Source organism: Paenibacillus sp. IHBB 10380 (genome assembly GCF_000949425.1).
Lineage (GTDB): Bacteria > Bacillota > Bacilli > Paenibacillales > Paenibacillaceae > Paenibacillus_AQ.
Genome location: NZ_CP010976.1, coordinates 5,377,426 through 5,403,947, shown reverse-complemented (window position 1 = coordinate 5,403,947; position 26,522 = coordinate 5,377,426). Strand labels below are relative to the sequence as shown.

The following is a 26,522-nucleotide window of genomic DNA, read 5'->3' as shown; positions in this document are numbered from 1 at the left end:
AATTTTCTGTCTAATTAGTGACAAACATCACGAATGAACGCCTATTACATCTTATTATAGTACTTTAAACTTCTAACGAATACAGAGTGAAATTCATAAACCCTTATCATTTAAAAAAAGAGGTGGCCCAAGCCACCTCTTTCTCATTTTACCACCACATCCAGAACAATGCAGTAATAATTGCCGTACCTGCGACGAAAAATCCACCGACCATGAAGAGAATGGGCATCAAATGACCTTTATCTTTCAAGTGCATCCAGAATCCCATCTGCACAATAACTTGCAACACTGCCATGAACAACAACAGAGAAATTGTAAACGTTGGATTCACGTCGCCTGCTGCTACAGCAGCAAAAGCGATCGCCGTGAGTACAATGGAGAAAATAAAGGCAACAATATGTTTTTGAGGACCCTCATGCCGAGTACTGCGATGAACCACTTGGTTCTCTGTTTGCTGGTCTACAGTCATACTTTAGCCCACCTTTCCAAGTAGGTAAACGACCGTAAAAATAAATACCCATACGACGTCAATAAAGTGCCAGTAAATTGCAGACACATAAATTTTCGGCGCGGTTACGACCGTCAATCCTTTTCTGTACAGCTGTCCAATCAATATTCCGATCCATACAACCCCGAATGCTACGTGAGCTCCGTGGAAGCCAACTAACGTATAGAAAGCCGAGCTAAACGCACTCGTTGACATACCAAAGTCATCTTTAATCATATACTCCGCGAACTCATAAATTTCCAAGCCTAGAAATACAAGCCCAAGTAAAACTGTGATAAATAACCATCGTATCAAGGAAGGAAGATTATGACGATGCATAGCCTGAATAGCGAATACACTCGTCAAGCTACTTACTAACAAGAGCATTGTTGCCATGGCAGTCAACGGTAATGAGAACAGTTCATTCGCCGTTGGACCCTCATTAGTCTGATTACGAAGCGTAAGGAATGTGGCAAAGAGTGTACCGAAAAGCACGGCCTCACCACCAAGAAAGAGCCAAAAACCAAGTATCTTGTTACGACCTTCCAATGTCGCCTTCTCAGGTTCATTTGGCAATTTACCGTCAACTTCTGTGTGTGCTGATGCCATGCTTATACTCCCTCCTCTTCCAATTCCTCAAGTTCGATATGCCAGCCGTGATCGTCAAAGAGCGATCTCAGCACCATAGAACCGAAAGTGATAAGAAGACCTAATCCACATACAATCCAGTTATTAAATATGAAGCTCATGAACGAATTAGAGAATTGCTCACCACTGAACATTAAACCAAGGCCTGCGATGAAAATACCCACGGACATGACAAAAGGAAGAATGGTTGGTGAAGGCATATGGATCGAGCCGACCGGTTCTGCCGGAGTCATTTCCTGATGTCCAGCCATCTTTTCTTTCCAAAAAGCATCGAGACCGCGTACTAGTGGTATTTGTTTGAAATTATATTCTGGCGGTGGAGATGGTATAGACCATTCTAGTGTACGTCCATCTTCCCACGGATCGTTCGCCACACCCTTAGGCTTAGTAAATGAATGAAACGCATTGAAAAGGAAGAGCATAACACCTATGCCCATCAGAATAGCACCCAACGTACTCACTAGATTCATTGTATCAAACCCTTGGTTGGGCAAATACGTAAATACACGGCGTTGCATTCCCAAGAGACCCAAGAAATGTTGTACAAAGAATGTCATATGGAATCCGATAGCGAATGTCCAGAACGTCCATTTACCAATCGTTTCATTAAGCATACGTCCGAACATCTTCGGCCACCAAAAGTGTAGACCCGCGAATAATCCAAATACCAGACCACCTACAATAACGTAGTGAAAATGCGCTACGACAAAGTATGTATCATGGAACTGGAAGTCAGCCGGAGCAGAAGCGAGCATAACACCTGTAATTCCGCCCATGGTGAACGTCGGGATAAACCCAACAGCGAACAAGTTCGCACTCGTAAATCGCACTTGACCGCCCCACATGGTGAACATCCAGTTAAAGATTTTGATCCCTGTCGGAACAGCAATTAACATCGTCGAGATCGAGAATAAGGCGTTAGCTACAGGACCAAGTCCTGTTGTAAACATGTGATGCGCCCATACCATGAATCCAAGAAATGCAATAAGGATGGTTGCAAACACCATGGAACTATAACCAAAAAGACGTTTACGAGCAAATGTTGGAATAACTTCTGAGATAATACCAAAGGCAGGCAAAATCAAGACATATACTTCAGGATGCCCGAATATCCAAAAAATATGTTGCCACAGAATGGGGTTACCGCCACCTGCAACGTCAAAGAAATTCGCTCCTAGAATCCGGTCAAAGGTCAAGAGTACCAATCCCACTGTAATCGCAGGGAAGGCAAACAATATCATCGCGGAAGTAATAAAGGTAGTCCATGTAAACATAGGCATACGCATGAATGACATCCCTGGAGCACGCATGGTGATGATAGTAGCTAGGAAGTTAATACCACCAATCAAGGTACCCAGTCCTGCGAGTTGCAAGCCGACGGTATAAAAGTCAACCCCGTGAGTCGTGCTGAACTTCGTACCAGACAACGGAGTATACGCCGTCCATCCGGCATCAGGTGCTCCACCCATAAACCAACTTAAATTCAGTAGAAGTCCCCCGAATAGGAAAGTCCAGAATCCGAGGGAATTCAGAAAAGGAAAGGCTACGTCGCGTGCGCCAATCTGTAACGGAATAAGTGCGTTCATTAGTGCAAAGATGATTGGCATAACGCCGAGAAAGATCATCGTTGTTCCGTGCATCGTAATTAATTCATTAAAAGTTTGAGCAGATACTAAATCGTTCATTGGTTTAATTAATTGAAGACGAATTATTATGGCCTCAATTCCGCCGATACCAAAAAACAATGTTCCACCAAGCAAATAAAGAACAGCTATTTTTTTGTGATCGACTGTCGTTAGCCAATCCATCAAGCCCTTGTAACGCTTAACACTATGTGCGTGAGCCAAGGTTTGTACCCCCTTCTAAAGTCCCAACTGAGATTATTATTTCAATGTGGAGTTAGCCAAGTACTCCGCAATACCATCAATTTCTTCATCGGTAAGTCCGAGATCTTTAGGTGCTGGCATCTTATTACCTGGTTTCACAGATTGCGGATCATGAAGCCATTCTTTGAGGTTATCCACGACAGGATCTCCACCTTGACTACCTTCTGCATTCAACAAGATACTTGCCACGGTTTCACGCGAACCAATTCCTGTAAGGTTCGGTCCAGCCGATCCCCCTTGATCACCAATGGCATGACAAGACAAACATTGGTTCTTGAAGGTTAGGGCAAGCGCTTGATCAGCGATTGGTTCCACAGGTGCTTTCATTGAAGCTACCCACGCATCAAATGCATCCTCACTCACAGCTTTAACTTTGAATTCCATAAGACCATGAGATGTACCACAAAATTCTGCACACTTACCTAAGTAAACGCCTTCTTTAGCAGTACTGAAGCTGAACTTATTCAGCGTACCATCTGGATTGGTATCCATCTTCCCTGACAAGGAAGGAACCCAGAAAGAGTGAATCACATCTACTGTTTTCAATTCAAACGCAATATCTTTATTCGTTGGAATAATCAAATCCTGTGCTGTCTTAATATCATACTGAGGATAATCAAATTCCCACCAGTATTGATGTGAAGTTACTTTCACATGTACAGCATTCTTGTCATCGGAATGATCATTTGCAAAAGCAAATACTTCCCGCACAGTAGGAACTGCAAGAACTAGCACTAAAATCAAAGGAATAACGGTCCAAATGATCTCCAGCTTGAAATTGCCTTCCACTTGCTCAGGTATTTCTGTCTGACCCGGTCTTCTACGGAATTTAATCATGACATATCCCGCAATTACAAACACGACTAGTAATACCACAACCATAATTGAGATTGAAAGCTTCATTAGATCGTACTGTCCCTGTGCCACAGGTCCTTGCGGTCTTAATACCGACAAGTCCTCACGGCCACAACCAGCTAACAGCAGGGAAAACACCGCTAACATGGGAAGGATTCGCTTCACAGGCTGCCACCATTTCATCATTTATCTACCCCACTTTTACAAATTTCACAGGTACCACCGACCACATGCACGGAAACACACCTGTATTATCACGAAAAACATAGCTCTGTCAATAAAAACAATCACCTATTTAATATAAGTTTATGGTAGTACTTTGTCAATGACTCAAGAACAGTTCACAAATTGTTCAAATATTTAAAAAATCGCGCCAAATAAGCTTTTGTAAACGTTTACATTATAAATAATTTGTTTACATAGTATTATAAAGCGTTCTCCCAACAGAGAATACAAAGTTAATTTCTCCCTATTATATGTACATTCATTGCCTATTGTATGTCTATTTATTGCATTTTATATGTCTATTTATGCACAAAAAAAACCGTGATCTGCAATAATTAGCGCAGAAAACAGTCTATAGGGATCTTTCACTATTGTTAATAATCATTATTTCATCTAAGAAACGGAAGAATCCATTCGTCCAAGCTCGTGTTCTACCACTGAGGTTAGTTCCTCTTCGTATCCTCCCATAATATGGTATTTCCGGACGTAATCCTTTACAAACTTCTTTGGATCCTTAGGCCGGAAAATTCGTGTCATCTCCCGCAGACTTTCCTTGACTTCGTTATGACCTTTCGTTGCCATAATTGTTCCCTCCCATAACGCTGAATGAAAAGCTCGGGTTAAGAGAATGCCGAAAAGATCTTCCTTATAAACATCGTGAAGTAGTAAGCAGTATGAAGTGGATAGAAGCTCTTCGAACCATCACTCAGGCTCTAACATTATAAATACCCCATAAGGATGAAGCTGAATCACTCCATTCTATTGTACCATATTTTGTTCTAGGTAACAGCTATCCCATAAAATCTTTACCTAAATTACCTAAAAATTGTTTAAAAAACATCTATTTCATCTTCATTTGGTGCATAAAATACCCAAGTCACTCATAATCACTCCCAAGACACATAGCCTTTTTGTGATCAACCGAAACATCCTACCCCCATCATGACTCCGAATATAGATCATTTCATTCTGTATATACTCCAAAACTATGCTCCATACGGACATGATATGCTCTAGTATTAAATTGTGCTTCGGCACCTGCTGACTGTGTTTTATATCCACCCCACGTGAATCAAAAAATGCTATACATAACTTGTCTAACACATTCATAGGGTAAAAGGAATCGTTTTTTCCAGAGAATAAGGAGAGTGATCTTCCCTGTCACCATTCAAATCTTCTACCGGTATACCTGAGAATATGGCTGCGATGCTCTGCTATTTATTCACTTTTATTGGAGGTATCATTTTTCTAGCTGTAGAGAAACGCAGTCGATTGGTCTTATTCCACTCTCTGCAATCCGTAATGGCTTTCGGAGGTCTTATGGTTGCCCATGTACTCACAGGATTCGTGCCTCTTATCGGTCCACTCGTGGCCTCCCTTTTATCTATTCTAACGCTTGTGTTATGGGTCGTTCTGATCATGCAAGCAGCTCAAGGTAAATGGTTCAAGCTTCCTTGGATTGGAGAAATCGCCGAAAGACAGCTCCGGCACTTATGATCATATTGGCTTTATCCATATCCTACGAACAACGAAACGGCTTCGCTATCCATGAGTGGACTGCGAAGCCGTTTCTTCTTGAATACTTATATTATGGTAACTTAAGAAGCATGACTCTCATCTGCATGTACTTGACCAGCCCTAGACCCCTTTAGACCATTAAAGAGTAAGTTTAACGCTATAGCTGTTACACTACCTGCAATAATCCCGTTGTCTACAAGGATACGAGCCCAGTCAGGTAATTGTGCGAATATATCGGGTACCACGGTTACACCAAGACCCATCCCTACGGAACAGGCAATAACGAACAAATTCTCATATCGATTGAGATCCACTTGGTCACCGAGCATCCGAATACCCGAAGAGACGACCATTCCGAACAATGCGACCATCGCTCCACCCAATACGGAGGAAGGGATGAGCTGTGTTAAAGCCGCAATCTTCGGTATAAAGCCGATGACCACCAAGAGTCCACCTGCTACAACAATGACATCTCTAGTCTTCACACGGCTCATCTGAATTAAACCGACATTCTGAGAATATGTTGTATACGGAAAGGAATTAAATAATCCACCAATAACGATAGCGATCCCCTCCGCACGATACCCACGAGTAAGGTCCTTAGACGTGATGTCTTTATTCACAATTTTACCTAGGGCCATAAACACACCTGTAGATTCTGTGATGCTAACAATTGCAACTAGAATCATCGTAAGAATGGCAGATATATGAAAAGTCGGTTTGCCAAAATAGAAAGGCTGTACGGCGTGGAACCAACTAGCTTCCCTCAGTGGCCCAAGGTCTACGTGACCGAATATAGCTGCGGCAGTTGTACCGACAATTAGACCGACAAGTACTGAAATTGAACGAATGAATCCTGTCGTGAAACGGCTCATTACAATAATAAATAATAATACCCCGAATCCTAACATGAGATTCGTAGGACTGCCGAAATCTGCAGCTCCATTGCCTCCACCAAGATCCGTTAATGCCACAGGAATCAAGGTTACACCGATAATTGTGACAACCGAACCCGTCACCACAGGTGGAAAGAAAGCTATTAATTTACCGAATAAGCCAGAGAAGACAATAACAAAAATACCCGATGCAATGATGGCCCCATAAATAGCAGAGACTCCGTCATTCAATCCGATGGCGATCATCGGAGACACAGCTTGAAACGCACATCCTAACATTACGGGAAGACCAATTCCGAAGAAACGATTCCCCCACACTTGAAGGAGTGTTGCCACACCACAAGCTAGTAAATCAATCGAGATTAAATAAGTCAATTGTTCTGTTGTTAAGCCTAATGCCCTCGCAACAATAAGGGGTACAATAACAGCGCCAGCATACATAGCTAATACGTGCTGGAGACCAAGCGAAAATGTTTGTAGTGGATGACGATTTTTGTTAAATACAGGCTCTTGCCTCGGTTGATTCTGATGTCCCATGTTGTACTGCTTCCCCCTATATAATAATTAGACCTCTTGATCTTCTACAAAGGTGACTTGTCCATCATCTAATGCAGCTATGCGCACCAACGACTCTACCCGGTACCCTGCCTCAAGTAACAAACGACGCCCAGGTTGGAACGACTTCTCTATAACGATTCCGATCCCCACAACTTCCGCACCTGCCTTCTCAACAATTCGAGCAAGCCCAAATGCAGCTTCGCCATTCGCAAGGAAATCATCAATAATGAGCACTCGGTCTCCCGGATTCATAAATTTCTTCGCTACTGTAATCTCATTACTCTCTTGCTTCGTAAAGGAATAGACTTTCTCAACGAGAATATCTTCTCGTAGCGTCAATGACTTCTGCTTACGCGCAAAGATAAGCGGTACATTTAACTCCAACGCTGTCATAATCCCCGGAGCAATGCCTGAGGACTCAATCGTGAGCACACGTGTAATCTGCTGATCTTCAAATCGCCGCGTGAACTCCTTCCCTACTTCTTTCATCAATATAGGATCCATTTGATGGTTAAGAAAAGAATCTACCTTTAGTACTTGATTGCTCAGGACTATACCTTCATTTAATACTTTCTGTCTCAATAGTTGCATGACTAATCCCCTATTCGTTGTTATTTATTCACAATTGAAGAAGAAACGGCTTCGCCGTCCTTTAAGGAACGGAAACCGTTTCTCGTAAAAACATAAGCAAAGTACAGTAAAAACTACTCTCTTATATTTAAAAAAAACCCATTCTCCAATACCGAGGGCTCGGCATAGGAATAATGGGTTTCAGAATAACAAACATAAAAGTTCCTGTACCTTCTCCCGCTCTATGCTATAAACAACATAGATCTTGAAAAAGATACAGAAACCAATGGTATGTATTGTTACTCCGTAGTCCAATCATTCCGGTGATCGGGTAGAGACATGCAGGCCTATTCCTGCACCTATACGAGAGCAATATAAAACGGTCACATACAATCTGACACAAAGAGTCAAAGACTGACATCAAACGACAATGCCTGAATTATACCGTATATGACACCATAAAATAAAGAGAAATTTGTCTGGATGTTCCGTTAGGAATAAATCACAAAAAATTCGAGAGAATAGTTTTCAAATCTCTATCCTCCGTGTAACGATCCTCACCCATATCTAATTCAATGATTCGAATCGAGACATAGTCTGCTGATGGATCTACAGGTTTGAACAGGAGTGTATCTCGGTCAGCAATGACCATATTAAACTTCATATCTCTAAACATTTGCAGCAACTGTTCATCTCCAGGCTGTTGCTGATCGTTCAAGAAAATAAGGCCCCTTAGTTGTTTCGACTCGTTATTCTTATGTTTCACTTCAAAGTGTACGAGACATTCCATTGATTCGTCCTCCGCTTCTGTTATAACTCACAAGTGAGTTTGCTCTGAGATTGCATTAATCTTCATCCTGAATATCCGCGCCCACATACTTACGATAAATTTCCTCGTAATGCGGACCATAACGATCTACCAACTCACTGCCGATGTCTTTCTCTACTTCGTAGAGCACCATTTCTTGAGTGAAATGGCTTAGGAGCAACTCCGTCATCACAGGGTGATCCGTTACCATAGCTACCGTCTTACTAGAGTCTTCCCCGCGCATGCCCAACATACACCAGTGCCTATCAATAACAAACGAGAATTTACGTCCAGTAATCGAAGAATCACGGGCTGATCCATTGTCCCAAGAGGGCCATGTTGAGTAACGGCTCATAGCAGCATCGCCCCCATCCGTAGACCATAACAGCTTCACGCCTCTACTCTCCACTTGCTCTAGCTCATTCCTCAATAAAGCTGCTTCTTCACGGCACACATCAATCACAATTTCTCGATTTGCCTTTTCCATCTCACGAACTAACGTGTCTAGAACTTTGCGTTCCCCTTCGACATGATAGAAAGGTGGAGTCTCCTCCTGAGCTCGTGGCATTCTACTCTCAATGAAGGACAGAGACTCCTTCATTTGACCAGAAATCATTCGTGTCAATTCCTCAATCTTCAGCATGTTATACCGGATGGGCTCTCCCGTACTGCACTGAAGAAAACCTTGCTGAGATAGCCGTTGAAGTGTGGCATATACATTCGAGCGTGATACACCCATTCTTTTGGCAACTTCATATCCCGAAGAAGGCCCACTACCTGCCAATTCGACCATAATTTTGGCTTCCATCTCTATGAATCCTAGAGTCCGTAGATGATGTAACAATTGTTCCATACTGTTGCCCTCCCAAGCTGCCTGAACACATTCCTGTATGAAAAGCTTATCTAATCCCTATTTAAGATTATTATTTAAATTAAATCTGTTCAGCACCACAACGTGGGCACCATTTGGAACCTAGCGTTAGATCTGCGGCACAAATTTGGCATTTAAAGGTTCTTTCTTTTTCTGCACCCTCTTCATCATCCAAGCCAGTATCTTCACTATGATTGTTATCGTTCCAATAACGAATACGTCTGTCTAGCTCGAGTTGCCGCTCACGTTCACGCTCTAGTCCCTCAACTTGTCTACGCTCACGCTCTAAATCTTGAGATGCATCTTCTACATCATCTTCTACAAAAATCTCATCATCATCCTCGAACAGAATTGATTCAGGGGTAAGAGTATTCAGCGGCTCTGGGTATATTGTTCTCTTCTCGCCATAAACCTCATTCTCCTGCTGCTGTTTCGGCTGATCTTCTGACATCTTTGTGCCACAATGAGGACAGAAATTCACATCCAATGCCACAACCTTACCACACTTACATAGTCGCTCATTCTTCAAATCTGCAATTCGTCCTCGCAGCTCATCTATATTCTCTTTAAGTTGATCACATGTTTTGGATAGTGCAACCATCTCCTTCTCAGCGATTCGCATATCCTCAGAACAGTAACCCTCATAGAATACTTTGCCCATTTTCAAAAAATGAAGGTCCATCTCTTTCTCTATTTCGGCAATATGTCCATTAATTTTGCCCACCTCGACAGCACTTTGCGCCCTCTCTGTTGCCCGGTTTGCGCCATCTTTAATACGTTTTATAAAGCTCATAAATTGCTCCTCCTTCATTCTCATTCAAGTCACTTCTGTATTAGCATATATAATAGCCCTATGCTTCCAAGCAGGGAATATTCTCTTCTTAACTTGTAAACAAAAGGAAAGCTTAACCTCAATCGTATAATTAGCGTTATAATTAGATTTACTGATTTATTTGTACACTAAATTAATAAACATAACTCTATCATACCAAATTTATAGACCACTTGTGAAAAAGTAAATATTTTACATCTATGAAAGGCGGAAGAACGTGCAGCAATCAACCCTTAGTTATCATTCACACCCGGCAACCGTGCCCTTAGATACTCCGTTCCCTCAAGCACCCGATGCACCAGCAGCCACTAGTGTCGATCTCATCGATCACCATATGGATGATGCCTTCTATTTCCGTGCCTTAGAGCAAGAAGGGATATTTCTTAATGGTCCACAAATAGATGCTGTCCGGCATGGAGAAGGCCCACTACTTACCCTTGCTGGAGCCGGCTGCGGCAAGACGACTGTCTTAGCTGCGCGCACGGGATATCTCATACAAGTACGCGGCATCCCTGCTTCTCAGATTTTGCTTGTCACCTTTACAAGTAAAGCTGCAGCAGAAATCAAAGAGCGCATTGCCCGCCTACCCGGTATTTCTGCAAGAATTGCACAAGCGGTGCAAGCTCGGACCTTTCATTCCTTCGGTCTAGCCCTATTAAGACAATCTGGACAACAAGAACAAATTCTTGGAGACTTCTCCACTAGACATACAATAATGAAGATTATCCTACGTCGCCACAAGGTGAGCGAAGCTTATCAGCCTGAGACGCTGCTAGCTGCTCTCTCAGCATGGAAGATGAACGGACAATGGCCTGAGGATCTCCCAGACCATACCGAAGAAGAATCAAAGATCAAGAGTATTCTACTCAATTATGAGGAGTGGAAGCAAGGAAGGCACCAGTGGGACTTCGATGACATTCTACTCCATACGACGGCATTACTGAATGACTCCCATACTTGCGCAAGGCTACAATCACGGTTCAGCTACATGATGGTGGATGAATTTCAGGATACAAATACGGTGCAATATGAGATGGTACGTAAGCTGGCTGCAGAGCACCGTAATCTTATGGTAGTAGGCGATGACGATCAGACGATTTATTCCTTCAACGGAGCCCAACAGGAATCTATCCTGCAATTCGATAAGCTGTATCCAGATGCCAAGGTTATAGCGCTTCCGATTAACTACCGTAGTGATAATCGTATTCTCGGTCTGGGTACAGCTCTCATTGCTTATAATCATCACCGTCGTGTTAAGCATCTTGTAGCGGCAGGAGCGGCAGGTGCAGCCCCTCAGTATGCTTCTCCAATGAATGTTGAGGAAGAAGCAGCCTTTGTTGCGAGCCATTTAGAACAGCATGTTGAACGAGGAGAAGCAACTTATGCTGATATTGCTATTCTACATCGGACCGCAGGTAGTAGCCGCGCTATGTTGGAACAACTATTACTGAGAGGGATTCCTTTTGTCCAATATGGTAATAACTCTGTCTTCTACGAGCAGAGTGTTGTGAAGACATTAATAGATCACCTTAGACTTTCCTTGAATCCTCGGTGTAAAGAAGCTTTCCAGAGTGCGCTTGGTCCACTCTATATTCCTCGAGAAGATGGATTGGCTTATTTAACAAATAAAGAGAATCAACAGCCTAAGAAATACCCACTCATTCATTTGACGCGCTGGGATCGGCTTCAGCCCTATCAACAAGTTGCAGTCAAAGAACGAATTAAATTAATCAAAAAACTCATGACTCTGAAGCCTGTCTATGCTATCCAAGAGATGCGCAGGCTTTTCTATGATAAATATATGGATGCGGGTGACCCTCTTCTTCATACCCAATATAAAGAGACGCTAACCGATAGTTTAGACGAATTAGAGAGTGCCGCAGCGCGCTTTGACACCGTCGATCAGTTTATAGCTCATGCAGATGAGTTAATCTCTCGCCATAAACAAATGGAGTCTCTACGGGATGGGGGAGCTGAGAATGCCGTACAGCTCATGACGATTCACCGTGCTAAGGGCATGGAATTCCGTCATGTCTACTGGATTGGTGCGAGTGAAGGGATTCTTCCCCACAGCAGTGTTCTGAAAGAGAAAGTGCCCGAAGAAATGAAAGTCACTCACCCAGAAAGTAGCACAGCTAAGTTATCTGAGGCAGCTCTAGAGGAAGAACGCCGGCTTGCTTATGTGGCGGTAACTCGAGCTAAAGAGCGTCTATTCATTACTTCACCACTTCATTATCACGGCAAACCTGCAGCACCATCTCGTTTCCTAATGGAAGCCTTTGGTGTGAAAGATCCTAAGACTTCTTCACCCATCCACATGTCTTTTAAGTGATTCAAATCTAGCTGCAACGTGTACTAAAGAGTAAAATCTTGTATGGCGTTATGCTAAATGGTGTCGCGGTGTAATAGGGGGGGATTATATTTATCAGGCTAGAGATGAGGATATAAAACGCGGAATTCAAGGTGAAGAATATACTATTGACCCGTTAGACCCCCTTCATGAGGCGGGTCCAACGGGTCAATGTTATGATTATAATTATAGTAAAAACGTAATTGTTCCACAGATCTTTACTCTGCTTACGTACTGTGATTCCAACAATACATCATAATTCTCATTGTAATGAATAATGATCATTTTATCGAACTTCAACCGTACTCAGTCATACTCAGTCCGCATTACCCTCAAGTATTGCTTTACTGATGTTCTCCAGAACAGCGAGCTTGCCTAGCGCAAAAAAAGCCTCGTTATAGTTCTGCCGGGTTGTCATGCGGTATACATGCCCAGACCTAAACGCTTTGAGATTCTTCCAAGTGCCGCTGCGCTCCACTACATTCTCCTTGTTGTCGGACAGCAGCACGATATGATCGGGATCAAAGCTTGACAGTCCTTCCAGACTTGTCACCTTCCCGCCCCATGGATCAGGTTCGGGCGTTCCGGGTGCCATCGGCAAAGACAGGTCATTAAAAATAGTATCCGCTACGCCCGTGCGAGAATATATACGTATTTCCTTTTGCGTGGCTTCAATGACGGCAAATGTCTCCTGCCCAGTAGCCTCCATAATTTGATTACTCAGCTGACTAACTCGCTCGTTATAGGACTTCAACCACGACTCCATCTCCGCCGTCTTACCGAGAACTTCGGATACAAAAGTAAACCTGTCCCGAAAGGCATTGAAGCCGTAGGGCACCCTAATAGTCGGAGCAATCTTCTCCAGCTGCTCATAAATCTTCTCTTGGGTCGGTCCGGCAAGAATTAAATCCGGACTGGCGGCCATCACCGCCTCCAAATCAATCTCCGTTTGGAACCAGCCCGCCGTACTCACTTGATCTCCAACCTTGTCTTTTATAATGGGTGTAAGCACGCTAGGATCGGCCATATCCGTATTCCCGCTCAGCACCGGTTTGAAACCGAGTATCAGCAGTTCTTCGGTCGAACCGGAGATATCCGCAATCCGCTGCGGGGCCGCCGGTATTATAACCTCCCCCTTAGCATCCTTGACCGTACGGGTCTGCCCGCAAACTTTCTGTGCGTTCGATGAAGCCTGAGGAACAGCTACCGCTTGTTCCTCGCTATGGATCGCATCTCCAGTTGAATTGCTACAGCCCGCTAACAGCAAAACCAACAAGATAAATATTTTCGCATATGAAATTCCACTTAATTTAATCACTGCCTCTACTCTCCTTCATTGATAATCATTCTCATCATAATGAAATTAAGAATAGCATCGTAAAGAAACCAAGGTCTACCCGCAAACGGAGAATAGGATGGCTGGCGGATTTTATTCTCGCCAAGAAGAAACGGTTTCGCCGTCCTTCAAGCGACGGTAACCGTTTCTCCTAGAAATATAAGCAAAGTATAGTTGAAACTTATGCTTTCTTATATTTCAAAAAACGCCGGAACCCAAGTTCTGACGCTACCATACTACTGTTTTGCGCTTCTCCAGTTACTCAATTCGGAGGGATTGAAGCCGAATTGCTTGCGGAATGCTAAGGCAAAATGACTGAAATTCACATAGCCTACCAGCCCTGCCGCCTGACTGACGCTCATTCCTCCGTTAAGTAGCTCCCAAGCCTTCTCCATGCGCCTGTCACGCAGATAAGCATAAACGCTTTTGCCATATGCTTCTTTAAAGCCCACCTTCAGCTTATAATCATTCAGGCCGACTAGCCGTGCTAATTCCAGCAATGAAGGCGGTGAATCCATCCTGCACAGTAACACATCCCTAGCCTCGTAAATTTTACTTTGATCCGTGCGCGACACCAATGATGGCTGCCTTCCACTGCTGTTCAGCTCCAGTAGGAAGATTTCCAAGTATCTGTAGATCAGTTCCAGCGCTTTACTCTCCACATATAACTCGCGCATTCCATGTGTATAAGGGCAGTTCATAAGCTCATGTAGTAGCCGGGTGGTCACTGAATCCACCGGCTTTCGAAACATCCTGAACGATTTCGATCGGAGTAGGGCTGTGAAACCCAGGCTATCCTTCTTTCCAAACCCACCCGAATAATGATCAAACAAATTCACAGGAAGTCCGATAGCCACAGAGCGAAAGGCTTTTCCTCCTTCATACTCAAAAGAAGCGGTAAAATCCCGGATCAACTGTAGGGAACAGCTCCCCTGTACCAGTTCGTGCTTATCATGACCCGAGACTTCCACCGCTCCACTACCCTGCATGCAAAAGCTTAGCTCCGCCATTGCAGCGGAGGACTGAACCTCTACACGACAATCCTTCCTCATATATAAATCTGACTCCACAATTTCAATACCGGAAGCAGTAATCATTCGGCTGATTTCTCTTTCGCTAGCAACTTGAGCCTTCCCCATTATTACCGGGTCTGCCGTTTGTTGCTGAGGCAGAAGCATTGAATCAAAATAGGCATTAAATACGCGATGTATATCACGAGAACCCTCGGTTGCGTACTTCGTAGAAGGATGCATCTGTACCTCCATATATATCGTCTTTTTAATTGATAATGATTATCATTATTGTAGGCGATATTTCTTAGAAGAACAAGCATCCCTTTTCATAAAACCATTAAACTCTTGAATCTTAGCTATCATACTCTTACGCTTAGATTCAAGCTTCTCTATTAGATTATCCACTAGTTGACTTTCATGCCCCCTCTTTCAATTTTTCCTTTTCCTCGCATCATTTTGTATATAAAAATAAAGAGTAAAACCATGAGTAAGACTAAGTATAAAGTATCTAGAACTGTTTTGAAAAAAGTGGATACACTTGCAATCATAACGATTGGTTCGGGGACATCAGGAAAGGAGAATAACATCACAGCGACCATAATATTCTCAAGATAATCAAAAACAGCTCCAAAAATAGGAACAAACATAATGACACCTAGACGACGATTTATTGTATTTGAGAATAGAGCTATGAATAGAGCACCCGTAATTGCCATTAAACTCGGATAGATAAGATCCAATGGAATCTGGTGCATCAAATATAATCTTCGCCCCTCCTCACCAATCGTATCCAAAAATGATGCGACATATTGTGGTGAATACCCAACAAACATCAAATCAAAAATTTTCATTCCATTGGCCTTATTCTGAATGGCTGGAATGGTTACCCATAACATAGTAAAATACACTATTTGTGATGCAGCCAACCACCACAATGCTTTCACCCAAGTTGATGTTGCCAAAAACCACTTCATGATCCCCGAAAAAATTCTCATAAATAACCCCCTAAATATATTGCTTATATAACAAATGTAACTCAAGTAACACTCTAAGGGTATCATCAGGCCTTTTTCGTTTACCATCAACATCCAATTTCTATTTTTTTTGCAGAATCGTAATTTCCTTACCGAAATTCATGAGTATGGTTTGTTTTGTTTTGTCCAGTATTGCTTGTGCGTCCTTGTTGCGCTCAATGCCAACATTAATCTGATCTCTCCAGATTTGCCGTGCTTGCAAATCAAGAGGAGTTAATTTGTATTCTTTCATCTTTTGGACCATGCCCTCGTGCAAGGCATACAGCTTCTGCCCGCCATAATAATCGTTCTCTTTAGCCAACTTTTTCGGATTACCGCGTGCCGGAATATAAGCAGGCACCCCATTTCCATCTGCCTCTCTACTCCACTCTGTTACGCAAAATTCAATGAATTTCCATGACCACTCTTTTTGCTTGGCAGCCGAAGGCATCATGAGATTGGTACTATTCACCCAACCGTATTGATTAAAGGGGAGGCGGGTCTCTCGCCATTTGCCTGCTAATTCCGGTGCCCATTCTTCAATTTGTACAGCCCCCCATGTCCCTAAATATAACATGGCGATCGTTCCGTCTTTAAGGGCCCGCACCCCAGAAGGTGTCCATATGTCTATTGAGGCCGCGAGACCGTTATTATTGATTTGTTTACCAATATTGATGGCCTGAAGAAATTTGTCATTATTACGCGAAAAATTAAGACGAGAATCAAATAAACCTTGGGTACTCTCGAAAATTTGTACAACCTCAGGTGACCATTGAGTAATGTACCGATCATCGTTTTTCAATGCCTTAGCAATCGCAATCCAGTTCTCGGGTGTCTCCATGAACTTTCCAAGTTGTTCAGGATCGGAAGGGAACCCGTACTGCTCCATAATATCCGACCGGTAATACGTGACCAGTGGTGAGGTACCGACCGGGAAACCAATTAATTTCGTCTCGGTGTGAGAAAGGTTGCTTCTCCACAGGTGTTCACTAAAGTCTAAACGATATTTCTCTGCACCGTAATCCAACAGGTCCTCTAATCCATTAATTGCTGTAAACTGACCGAACTGCTCACTGTCACTCACCATAATGTCAGGAGTTACGCCGTCTGCAATGGCATGAAGATAAGCGGATACATAAGCATCATACCCGAATGTTTTCATTTTCACGGATACATTGGGGTATTTTTTCTCAAAAGCTTTTATCGCCTGTTCCAAACCGCTGTAGTAACTCCAAAGTTCCAACTCCACTGGCTCTGTAGACAAGTTACCTGAGGATAATGAAGCGGGCACCTCAGTAACAGGAACGATATCGTGTTGGTTGCATCCTGTTAACGTTGTAACTAAAAGAACACAAGATACAAATATGATAAAGAACGATTTTCTCATGATCAAGCTCCTCCGATTGGCTTACTGACTATATTCAGTAATCAAATATTGCTCAAAATTGCTAGAATTTAGCGGTTTACTGAAATAGAATCCCTGCAGTTTATCGCATTCCAAACGAGTAAAAAAGTCTCGTTCTTGCTCGGTCTCGATACCTTCCGCAACGACCTTCAGCCCCATACTATGAGCAAGCTCAATCACTGCTTTTACGATGGATGATTTCATCTCGCTCTGTTCCGCGTCTTGAATGAATGTCCTGTCAAGTTTGACCACGGAGATCGGCAGCCTCTGCAATTGACTTAGTGAAGAATAGCCAGTACCGAAATCATCAATGGAGATTTGAATTCCCATGTTCCGCAGTTGAGTCAACGTCTCAATGACGGGATCCATCTGCTTGATAAATACACTCTCGGTGATTTCAAGATTGATGTAACGTGCATTCAGCCCTGTCTCCTCTAGGATAGTGCGAATATTCTCAAGAAGGCCAGTCCGGTAGAACTGCTTCGCTGACAGATTGACAGACACCGGGATCTTGGGAAGACCGCGGTCTTGCCATTCCTTCACCTGCATACATGCTTTCCGGAGCACCCAAAGGTCAATGTCCACAATTAAGCCAGATGTCTCGGCAAGCGGAATAAATTTAGCCGGGGATATAATCCCGCCTTCTGGATGATGCCAACGGATTAGCACCTCGATTCCGGTGATCTTCCCTGATGCCGGACTGACCATTGGTTGGTACACAAGGAAGAACTGTTCATCTAGCAGCGCATTCCGTAGGCCATTCTCCAAGTACATCTTCTCATTGAGTGAGTCTTCCAGCGCCTGGCTAAAGAAATGGTAACTGCTTGTTCCTTGCTCCTTCGCGACATACATAGCCATATCTGCCTTTTTTAGAATGTCATCCATAGAAGTCCCATGTTCGGGATATAAGCTGATACCAATGCTGATCGTCGTGTAGAGGGATGAGCCGTCCAGCTCAAATGGCGCCTCAAAACAGTCGCAGATCCGCTCCGCGAAGTTTTGCGGTGCATTACTTGTTTCGTAGCACATGACAAACACAAATTCATCACCTCCCAATCGAAAAACTCTGCAACTTTCATCTGCAATCTCTATGAACCGTTCAGCTACTTTCCGCAAGAGAACATCGCCTACTGCATGACCAAGCGTATCATTGATTTGTTTAAAGCGGTTCAGGTCCATAAACATGACTGCGATCCGTCCGGTACGGTCGCCCTCTTGCAAGAGCAAGTCGCTTAGTACTTGATGGAACTGCAACCGATTCGGCAACGTGGTTAAGCTGTCATAATACGCTAATTGATGCAGCTTTTTCTCAGAAGATCGAAGCCGCTGGTTCATCCACAAGGCTTCCTGGAACATATGAAGTAGATTCTGGGACATATCCTTGAAATTATGAGTGAGTGAATCAATTTCCAGAATCCCACTGTTCGGCCATTCCAGAGAGACCATTTGCTTCAGTCTCACTGGCAGATTGGTCGTCGATCTGGCAAGCTGCATAAGGCTTCGACCAAGCCACCAGTTAATAATCCATGCCAGCAGGGCTGCGATGGTGACATTGGCGAGCATGTACAATAATTGATAAATGTATTCCCGGAATATTTGTACCTGATATGACTTGACAGGAACGCTAACCGAAATAATCAGCGGAAACCGTTCCATTGGAGCTGCGTAAACGTAACGAGCATTTCGCCATTGTTGGGTCGGAAGAAGCACTGTGGATTGAACAGGCACCTCAATCAAAAAGTTATCCTCAATAGGGATAACAGATTGGGTCTGCTCCCGATGTAGAGTGGATTCCTTACTGTTCGTGGCCAGCACCTTATTGTGTGGACTCGTAATGGTGATATCGAACAGCTTCTGCGTTGTATTGCGTTTGATCATTTCCTGCAAATATCCGATCTGAATTAGACCCTCCAACCGAACTCCTAGCACATCCTCCTGTTTCCACTGATCCAGTTCTCCCCTTATACTATTCGCCGTATTACTCGCCGTTTGCAGCGTCGTGCGGGTAGACACATCGTGTGCATTCCTTCCGTTAACGATCATATTCATGAGAAAAGGAAGGGCAACAAGCGTAATTGACAAATGAAATAAAACCCGGCGGAATGTAACCGGAAGAGGCATGTCCTTGGCAAGTCCAAGCCAACGACCCAGCGGCAGATAATTGATGAGCATTTCAGCGATTAAGGTATTAAATAGACCATTAGATGCTGTAATGGCAAACAGAAGGATGAATTCAATTAACGAGAACGTTCCGGATAACCAGCAAGCAATAAACGTAATTGGGGCACCGAGACACAACCAGAAAATGGCGTCGGGGCCGAGTAGGTAGCCTGGTCTTCTCACCTGCCAAAGCCCGATCCAGCAAACTTCAAGCAGAAATATGACAATATAAGAAGGATCATGATGAATGAATATGGCAGTAGCATAAATTATCCCGGTTACTGGCAGAACGATTCGCATTCCGTATAGTCGTACCAACATCAACAGAAGAATGTTCGTAAATGTAAACGTGATGCCGTAAATCAGTTGCAGATGTTGCGAAGCACTTCCCAAAGCCAACAGTAAAGCGCCTACAAAAAAGAACCACTTGCGATGGGATTTGAAATCAACAGAGGGTCTTCTCATTCTACAATCGCTCCTTCAGATGCTTGCCTTCGATATAGATAGAGTATAGGGACAAGATCTGCCTGCTTTTGTTATAAAAAAAGACCAAACAGGAGCTTAGGCGGCCCATTGGTCTGCATATAACATAAATAATATGTTTCTCTATGTATGTGATCTGCAGCCCGGCTATCATGCAAATGCTTTAGACCCGTGGCTTTGCGTCCCATGCTTTCGCATAGTTTGCCTGTTATATAGAATCCTATATTAACCTAATTTTACTATAAATAACTCTGCGTGAATAGAATTTCCGACCTATATTATTTTAAAATTTATAAAAAAGATTTTGCAATCCAACAAACACCCCTTTTGGATTTCTCTCAAATCTCCAAATAAAAGCGTTATAGTAATAACACAAATGGTTATTGGGTTATTTATGTCTGGAACTCTGATCCAGTCTAAGACTTTATTTTATCTATCCGCTGTCCATTTTTTGCTTCTACCATTCATTATCATGTAAAATAGACTTATCATCATAATCTGAATTATTAGGAGAACACGAATTGAAAGAACTTGAAAATAGCCCTCTTGTGCTCAATCAGATTTCTTTACAGGATTTGGGGTCGTGGGAATTAGACAATGACTTTTTACAGCAATTAGATGAGTGGAAGAAACTCCCGATGTTATATCAATTAGCTCTAGATGAGCTACAGAATAAGATTAAGCTGATCAAGACAGAATTGAAACAACAAGACGGTTACAGTCCTATTGAACATATAAAAGTCCGCATCAAAGAACCTAAGAGCATTATTGAAAAAATGAAACGCAAAGGATATAACCTCACCGTAGAGAATATGCTAAATAATATACACGACATTGCCGGAATGCGTATCGTATGCGCCTTTGTCAAAGATATTTACCGGTTACTTGAACATTTCCAGCAACGATCTGACATCCGCGTACTGGAGGTTAAGGATTATATTGAACATCCTAAGCCTAACGGATACCAGAGCCTGCATGTTATTCTTGCTGTACCCATGGTGTTGTTTGAAGGGACGCGCTGGATCAAGGTAGAGATTCAACTAAGAACGTTAGCTATGGATTTCTGGGCAAGCATGGAACACATCCTATTCTACAAGTATGACAAACAGGTTCCACCGCATGTACTTGATGAACTGAAAGAAGCTGCGGTAGCTGCCGAAGCACTCGATCAGAAGATGCTCAGAATTCAAAAAGAAATTCTTGCTCAATCTCAAGAAATGTTACAGAACAACGTGATCATGATAACCGACAAAAGACAAGACAAAAATACCTGATGAGTATAACAAGAAGAAACGTTTAAAGTCCTTGAAGGGACGGTAACCGTTTCTCGTAGAAATATAAGCAAAGTTTAGTAAAAACTTAACCTTTCTTATATTTTAAAAAGGAGTTGCTCTCTACTTTCTAGAGAGCAACTCCTTTTTTATTATAAATATTAGAAAGGTTAAACTTTCTAATATTTCATCAGTAAACGAATGCCGTTCTTTTGGGACGACGAAGTCTTTGGACTACAGCTTAATATTAGCGTCATCAAAGTATTCCTCTAACGTTAATACACTAGCCGCTAGATCAGGCGCCAAGTCGGTACCAATATACCGGATATGCCACGGTTCATATACATAACCTGTTACTGCTTCTTGACCTTCGGGATAACGAATAATGAAACCGAACTCTGGTGCATGTTCTGCTAACCATTGTCCTTCCACAGATCCACCAAATACTTCTTCAATAGCATTATTAACACTCGGACTTGATACATCTATCGACAGTCCAGTCTGATGTTCACTCGTCCCCGGAACTGCACTTACTTGAGAAGTATATTCTTCTCCCTTCGTGCGAACGTTATTCTCGTAAATAGACTTTTGACGAGAATAGGAACGATAGCCAGATACCGCCCGTAACTCTATACCATCAGACTTCGCCTCCGCAAATAGCTTCTCTAAAGCTTCTGCTGCTTCTTTGCGCATGTGGCGCTTCTCATGAGGTTCGTCGAAAGAAAATGGGACGTTCGGCTCTACTAGATCTTTCGGTTCGTAGCCCTCGGGAAGACTGCGCTTCTTATTCACAACAACCGTGACCGCTTCAGGATTGGTAACAATAGCAATACCGCCAACACCTTGCTCCATGGTCGCTTGCAGTGAATTTTCACTCCGCTTTGCCATAACAGCCGTAGCTTGTCCTTCAGCTGGAGATAGCAAAGCTTGTCCTTCCTGCTGCCCTGAGCCTCCCGTATCCGATTCACATCCTGCTAATAGCATGGCGGGTAGTATTAGAGCAGCAAACACCCCCCATCTCCAGTTTCTTGTCTTCTCCGTCTGTGAATTCATCTGAATTCTCCCTTCAATGTGACTTATTTCTCTAGGTTGTGTAATCCCTTATTCCACCCATTTACGGCGAAGTTTCTCTGCATTATCCGATGCTTTTTTCATAACCATTCGAAGTACTTTGGTCACTCCAGTCGTTTCTTGAAGCAATGGCGTCCAATCGTCAGGGACGAACTTATCATCCTGTACAGGTGATAAACGTAAAGTGATACTCTGGAATATCGGACCCGGTTCATGTAGTCGCCCTTGCTCCACAGACTCTGATACCCATTCCCCAGGAGATGGGCCACTCCTGCCCTTCTCCTGTATTAAAGAAGCTTCTATTACTGCAATATCTTGCTCTTGGGCAGACATTCTGGATGCCCAAGATCCGAATACTGCAGCTAATATTTCTTTTCGTGTCAATCCCATCAATGTTAATCGTTGCATTGGATCAGCGGATAAGCTTTGCTGTGCATGTTCACGAACTTCCTCCACATGACGACAGCTAGCTTCTTCGCAAGAACAAGTTGCAGGTAACATAACTAATTCTACAGCTGTGGGCAATAACTCTTCAATCCACGGCACTACCGAACCACGTAACAGACAATACAAATCCTGTGGGACACTGTTTAGACCTACAAGAATATCTTCTTTCGTTACTATAGATATTGGCGCCACCAGTATATTCACATTATAACTCATACGCTCTTCTATCATTGAATTAAATGAATTTGTGATTGTCCCATTCAGCATGCCAGGACGGATATCCATTGTTATTTCTGCCATCTCTGTCACCTTAGCCCTCCTAGACTCTTTATGCCTAAACCTAAAGTGTAATTACATCCAATCCTCACCCTGTAAGGCAATAAGATCTCGTAGCTCCGTATCAGACATCTCTGTAAGCCACGTTTCACCGGAACCTACAACCTGTTCGGAAAGTGATTTCTTATGCTCAATAAGCTCATCAATACGCTCCTCAAGAGTTCCTTGGCAGATCAGCTTGTGTACCTGCACATTCTTGTTCTGACCAATACGAAATACTCGGTCCGTCGCTTGGTTCTCCACAGCGGGATTCCACCAACGATCATAGTGCAGCACATGATTTGCACGAGTTAGATTGAGTCCTACGCCACCAGCCTTAAGAGAAAGGACAAAGAACTTAGGACCGCCTTCCTCTTGGAAATGACGGACCATTTCATCACGTTCCTGCTGAGGGACTCCCCCATGCAGAAAGGAAGGTGCTTTGCCATACCTAGCAGCCAAGCGTGATACGATAAGATGCCCCATTCCTACGTACTGCGTAAATATGAGCGCAGATTCCCCATTCTCAGCAATGTTATCAAGTAGCTCCAATAGACGCTCCATTTTGCCAGAAGCTTCTTGCTTCGTTGCCCGGTGCTCTTCCTTACCTAGCAACTGAGGGTGATCACAAATTTGCTTTAGCTTAGTCAGTGAAGATAGTACTAGGCCCTTTCTTGCGATACCTGATTGCTGCTCAATCTGAACTAGCATTTGATCTACCACAGCCTGATACATCGCCCCTTGGACATCCGTTAACGTACAATAGGACTTCAGTTCAATCTTCTCTGGAAGATCCTTACGGATATCTGGATCGCTCTTAAGTCTGCGCAGCATGAACGGAGCCACCAGCTTATGCAGCTCCTGTAAACGTCCCGGATCACCTTCCCCAGATGTATAGCGATGGCGGAATGATGATGAAGTACCCAGATAGCCTGGATTGAGAAATTGAAAAATAGACCACAATTCACCTAAACGATTCTCTACAGGTGTACCCGTCATAGCTATTCGGTGCGGAGCAGATAATCGCATCACACTTTGTGCTTGTTTGGTACGGTAATTCTTAATATATTGTGCTTCATCCAGTACAATGGAGTCCCAAGATACTTGGGCTAGATCCACACTATCTCTACCAGACAAATGATATGTCGTAAGTATCACATGATGCTTCGCAGTCTGTTCCATGAATTGCTCTCCATGGAGCCTGCGATTCCCATGATGAATATAGAGCGATAAATCAGGACCGAAGCGTTGTAGTTCCCTTTGCCAGTTCCCAAGTAGCGACGTAGGACACACAATAAGTACTGGACCGGATTCCTCCGTCATGTGCTCTAACAAGCATGTTATCACCTGTATTGTCTTTCCAAGACCCATATCATCCGCCAGACATACCCCGAATCCTAGATCTCGCATCGCTGCAAGCCACTGAAATCCACGTTCTTGATAAGGACGTAATACACCGTGGAGTTGGGGTGGAACTTCTCTAGCCGGAACGCGGCGTGAACTATTGCCTTCCAGTAAGGAGGATAACATCCCCACCGTTTCCACGCCCATGACGGCGAGGCCCTTCCACATCCGATCATCGCCATCTCCGGCAGCCAAATGCATCCAATCGGACATTTCCATTTGGCCCTTCTCGTGGCGCTTAATATAACGAAGTACTTGCCTAATCTCCTTAAGATCCACTTCAATCCATTCACCACGAAATTGCGTATAAGGCATATCCGCTTCTGCAAGTAATGCCATTTCTTCTTGAGTAAGGACTACCCCACCTAGTGCAGCCTCTATTTCAAACGAGACAAGATGTTCCATTCCGAGCGCTGAAGACTGCCCTTCATTACTCTCTGGTTGTAACATTTTCAAACTCAGTCCAACCCGGCGACGTTCACTGCTCCAGCGTGAGGGCAACTGAACGCTCACCCCTACTTCTTGTAGCAACGGTACCGATTGCCGAACAAAGGCAAATAATTGTTCAGGAGATAGCAACATGCCCTCAGGTGGCACTGAGTTACATAGCGATTCCTGAATTTCCATACAAATCTCCCCGGCAGCACCTAATACAAGCAAGAATTGCTCTTGTATAGCCAAGTATGCCTTACCTCGTACAGCCAGATCAGGCTCGGATCTTCCCCAGACGAAATGAGCGGGTAACCAGGTTCCATAATCATCCTGAATCTCAGCCCAAAAAGATACATACCATCGCTGCTCTTCCTCCAACATGCGTGGCTCCATACGTAGTCCTAAATTGAGTTGACCATTCTGCTGAGGCTGATCCTCATCATTTCCGATGGAAGGGATGGAAGTACCTCCTATGCTCGCTACCGTACTACTCAACTCTCCAATTTCATCTACAGATCCTTGTATCGGAAGATCGCGACTTGGTGTCAAAAGTCCGTTCCACCACAACACAGCAAGTGGCGAATACCCTCGACGATAGTTACCTATGTAACGAGTTAACTTCGCCTCCATCCCCTGCAATGCATCCTTTACTTCATAGTGAATAATATCGCTCAGAAAAGAGTGCAACACCGCTACTCCAGCGTCTTCTTTTGACTCCATCCCAGCAAATGCAGGAACCCCCAAAGCAAGTGGTGGTATCGCGCTTGCAAGCTGCAAGAAACGCTCTTCATCCGACTTCTCCGCCATCCTTGGTTTCCAGCGTGCAGTGACTACCTGTTCACCACTCCGTTTGCGAGAGCCCGCTGTTACAAGCGGTGCAGTGCCAGGAGCAATATGTCCATGCAGTAGCGACTCTAATGCATATTGCGCTGTCTTCACCCAATAGTGCATTTCAGCGCCTGACTGTATACTCTGCGCTACAAGAGCCTCTTCGTCCCATGCAAGCAACATAAAGAAAGCATCCTGTGCAGACAGAGCTAACCCTTCCAAGGTTCTGCCCATCAATTGGCGCCTCTCACCACGTCTGTTCACCTTCGCATTCGAAGTAGGAGAAGGATAACGTAGCTCTGCTAATCGAAGCGTAGCATTTGCAAAAGGACGGAATCCACCCTTAAATTCAAGTTGTCTCACAACCCGGCTCCAAGCATCTACTCTAGGCTCAGATACCTCACCGGAAAAGCAAAAAAACACATCACCTAGCCATACGCCATATAGCGGTTGATTCATCGTTGTCTCCTGTCATTCGACTGCTCACATATTTTAATTACATCTTTATAGAGGCTGTTCAAAAAAATCGTCTATTGATCACGAAGTAACGCAAGAAGAATATTCGGCATCGTAAGCATAAGCTATGTGCTGAATAGACGATTTTTTGAACACGCACTTTATACAAAAAGATTGGATATATAAAACCTTCTAAATTTAAAAGTCTAATTATAATTATGCTCTCTTTAGAAGGTTTTATAATGTGAAAAAACCCACCTTAAGTTTTATCTTGAAAGGTAGGTTTTTGATTGTTAGAAACGACAAAAACGAATGTCTTCATTCCAGATCAATATTAAACAAGGGTTCAATCTGCACTACTTATCATACCATATGCACAGAATT

21 protein-coding genes and 2 riboswitches are annotated in these 26,522 nt (G+C 43.5%); of the genes, 3 read left to right on the top strand and 18 right to left on the bottom strand.

What is annotated here, in order from left to right; translation table 11 throughout:
• Positions 1-148: 148 nt before the first annotated feature.
• From UB51_RS24490 to UB51_RS24470, 5 genes are all read right to left on the bottom strand, one after another.
• Positions 149-469 (bottom strand): cytochrome C oxidase subunit IV family protein, encoded by a 321-nt coding sequence (locus tag UB51_RS24490; protein ID WP_044879540.1) that lies wholly within the window; start codon positions 467-469, stop codon positions 149-151.
• A gap of 3 nt (positions 470-472) precedes the next feature.
• A complete protein-coding gene (locus tag UB51_RS24485; RefSeq protein WP_044879539.1) occupies positions 473-1,096 on the bottom strand; it encodes a cytochrome c oxidase subunit 3 in 624 nt (207 codons plus the stop codon).
• 2 nt (positions 1,097-1,098) lie between these two features.
• On the bottom strand, positions 1,099-2,943 hold the full coding sequence (gene ctaD, locus UB51_RS24480; RefSeq protein WP_044880415.1) for a cytochrome c oxidase subunit I: 1,845 nt from the start codon (positions 2,941-2,943) through the stop codon (positions 1,099-1,101).
• Between the two features lie 75 nt (positions 2,944-3,018).
• Positions 3,019-4,062 (bottom strand): cytochrome c oxidase subunit II, encoded by a 1,044-nt coding sequence (gene coxB / locus UB51_RS24475; RefSeq protein WP_044879538.1) that lies wholly within the window; start codon positions 4,060-4,062, stop codon positions 3,019-3,021.
• 432 nt (positions 4,063-4,494) lie between these two features.
• Complete coding sequence (locus UB51_RS24470) at positions 4,495-4,683, bottom strand: hypothetical protein (RefSeq protein WP_044879537.1); 189 nt, start codon at positions 4,681-4,683, stop codon at positions 4,495-4,497.
• Positions 4,684-5,259: 576 nt separating this feature from the next.
• Between UB51_RS24470 and UB51_RS24465 the strand changes: the two genes are divergently transcribed.
• A complete protein-coding gene (locus UB51_RS24465) occupies positions 5,260-5,598 on the top strand; it encodes a DUF4870 domain-containing protein (RefSeq protein WP_044879536.1) in 339 nt (112 codons plus the stop codon).
• 101 nt (positions 5,599-5,699) lie between these two features.
• Here UB51_RS24465 and UB51_RS24460 read toward each other — a convergent pair whose 3' ends face one another.
• The 5 genes from UB51_RS24460 to UB51_RS24440 all read right to left on the bottom strand — a co-directional run bounded on the left by UB51_RS24460 (position 5,700) and on the right by UB51_RS24440 (position 10,115).
• Positions 5,700-7,052: a nucleobase:cation symporter-2 family protein gene (locus UB51_RS24460; RefSeq protein ID WP_044879535.1), complete on the bottom strand. Its 1,353-nt coding sequence runs from the start codon at positions 7,050-7,052 to the stop codon at positions 5,700-5,702.
• A gap of 27 nt (positions 7,053-7,079) precedes the next feature.
• Positions 7,080-7,664 (bottom strand): xanthine phosphoribosyltransferase, encoded by a 585-nt coding sequence (locus tag UB51_RS24455; protein ID WP_044879534.1) that lies wholly within the window; start codon positions 7,662-7,664, stop codon positions 7,080-7,082.
• A 266-nt stretch (positions 7,665-7,930) separates the two neighbouring features.
• Positions 7,931-8,031, bottom strand: a riboswitch (purine riboswitch).
• A 114-nt stretch (positions 8,032-8,145) separates the two neighbouring features.
• The gene (locus UB51_RS24450; RefSeq protein WP_044879533.1) at positions 8,146-8,433 is read right to left on the bottom strand and encodes a hypothetical protein; all 288 of its coding nucleotides are present in this window, start codon (positions 8,431-8,433) and stop codon (positions 8,146-8,148) included.
• A 55-nt stretch (positions 8,434-8,488) separates the two neighbouring features.
• Positions 8,489-9,304 carry a TrmB family transcriptional regulator gene (locus UB51_RS24445; RefSeq protein ID WP_044879532.1) on the bottom strand — a complete coding sequence of 272 codons (816 nt, stop codon included), beginning with the start codon at positions 9,302-9,304 and terminating at the stop codon, positions 8,489-8,491.
• 79 nt (positions 9,305-9,383) lie between these two features.
• Complete coding sequence (locus UB51_RS24440; protein WP_044879531.1) at positions 9,384-10,115, bottom strand: hypothetical protein; 732 nt, start codon at positions 10,113-10,115, stop codon at positions 9,384-9,386.
• A 256-nt stretch (positions 10,116-10,371) separates the two neighbouring features.
• Here UB51_RS24440 and UB51_RS24435 point away from each other — a divergent pair, with 256 nt between their 5' ends.
• The gene (locus tag UB51_RS24435) at positions 10,372-12,486 is read left to right on the top strand and encodes an ATP-dependent helicase (RefSeq protein ID WP_052676067.1); all 2,115 of its coding nucleotides are present in this window, start codon (positions 10,372-10,374) and stop codon (positions 12,484-12,486) included.
• A 334-nt stretch (positions 12,487-12,820) separates the two neighbouring features.
• Here UB51_RS24435 and UB51_RS24430 read toward each other — a convergent pair whose 3' ends face one another.
• The 5 genes from UB51_RS24430 to UB51_RS24410 all read right to left on the bottom strand — a co-directional run bounded on the left by UB51_RS24430 (position 12,821) and on the right by UB51_RS24410 (position 19,896).
• The gene (locus UB51_RS24430) at positions 12,821-13,822 is read right to left on the bottom strand and encodes an ABC transporter substrate-binding protein (RefSeq protein ID WP_234405498.1); all 1,002 of its coding nucleotides are present in this window, start codon (positions 13,820-13,822) and stop codon (positions 12,821-12,823) included.
• Between the two features lie 254 nt (positions 13,823-14,076).
• Positions 14,077-15,093, bottom strand: a complete 1,017-nt coding sequence (locus UB51_RS24425) for an AraC family transcriptional regulator (protein WP_044879530.1) — start codon at positions 15,091-15,093, stop codon at positions 14,077-14,079.
• A 164-nt stretch (positions 15,094-15,257) separates the two neighbouring features.
• Positions 15,258-15,848, bottom strand: a complete 591-nt coding sequence (locus UB51_RS24420; RefSeq protein ID WP_052676066.1) for a hypothetical protein — start codon at positions 15,846-15,848, stop codon at positions 15,258-15,260.
• 100 nt (positions 15,849-15,948) lie between these two features.
• Positions 15,949-17,253 (bottom strand): ABC transporter substrate-binding protein, encoded by a 1,305-nt coding sequence (locus UB51_RS24415; protein ID WP_044879529.1) that lies wholly within the window; start codon positions 17,251-17,253, stop codon positions 15,949-15,951.
• Positions 17,254-17,274: 21 nt separating this feature from the next.
• Positions 17,275-19,896 carry a putative bifunctional diguanylate cyclase/phosphodiesterase gene (locus UB51_RS24410; RefSeq protein ID WP_044879528.1) on the bottom strand — a complete coding sequence of 874 codons (2,622 nt, stop codon included), beginning with the start codon at positions 19,894-19,896 and terminating at the stop codon, positions 17,275-17,277.
• Positions 19,897-20,048: 152 nt separating this feature from the next.
• A riboswitch (cyclic di-GMP riboswitch) is annotated at positions 20,049-20,130 on the bottom strand.
• Between the two features lie 305 nt (positions 20,131-20,435).
• Here UB51_RS24410 and UB51_RS24405 point away from each other — a divergent pair.
• The gene (locus UB51_RS24405; RefSeq protein WP_445322345.1) at positions 20,436-21,188 is read left to right on the top strand and encodes a GTP pyrophosphokinase; all 753 of its coding nucleotides are present in this window, start codon (positions 20,436-20,438) and stop codon (positions 21,186-21,188) included.
• A 231-nt stretch (positions 21,189-21,419) separates the two neighbouring features.
• Here UB51_RS24405 and UB51_RS24400 read toward each other — a convergent pair whose 3' ends face one another.
• The 3 genes from UB51_RS24400 to UB51_RS24390 are packed head-to-tail and all read right to left on the bottom strand — an operon-like array spanning position 21,420 to position 26,141.
• Positions 21,420-22,238 (bottom strand): M15 family metallopeptidase, encoded by an 819-nt coding sequence (locus tag UB51_RS24400; protein WP_082063242.1) that lies wholly within the window; start codon positions 22,236-22,238, stop codon positions 21,420-21,422.
• A gap of 48 nt (positions 22,239-22,286) precedes the next feature.
• Positions 22,287-23,012, bottom strand: coding sequence for a hypothetical protein (locus UB51_RS24395; protein WP_044879526.1), 726 nt, complete (start codon positions 23,010-23,012; stop codon positions 22,287-22,289).
• A gap of 42 nt (positions 23,013-23,054) precedes the next feature.
• Positions 23,055-26,141, bottom strand: a complete 3,087-nt coding sequence (locus UB51_RS24390) for a DEAD/DEAH box helicase (RefSeq protein ID WP_044879525.1) — start codon at positions 26,139-26,141, stop codon at positions 23,055-23,057.
• Between the last annotated feature and the right edge of the window lie 381 nt (positions 26,142-26,522).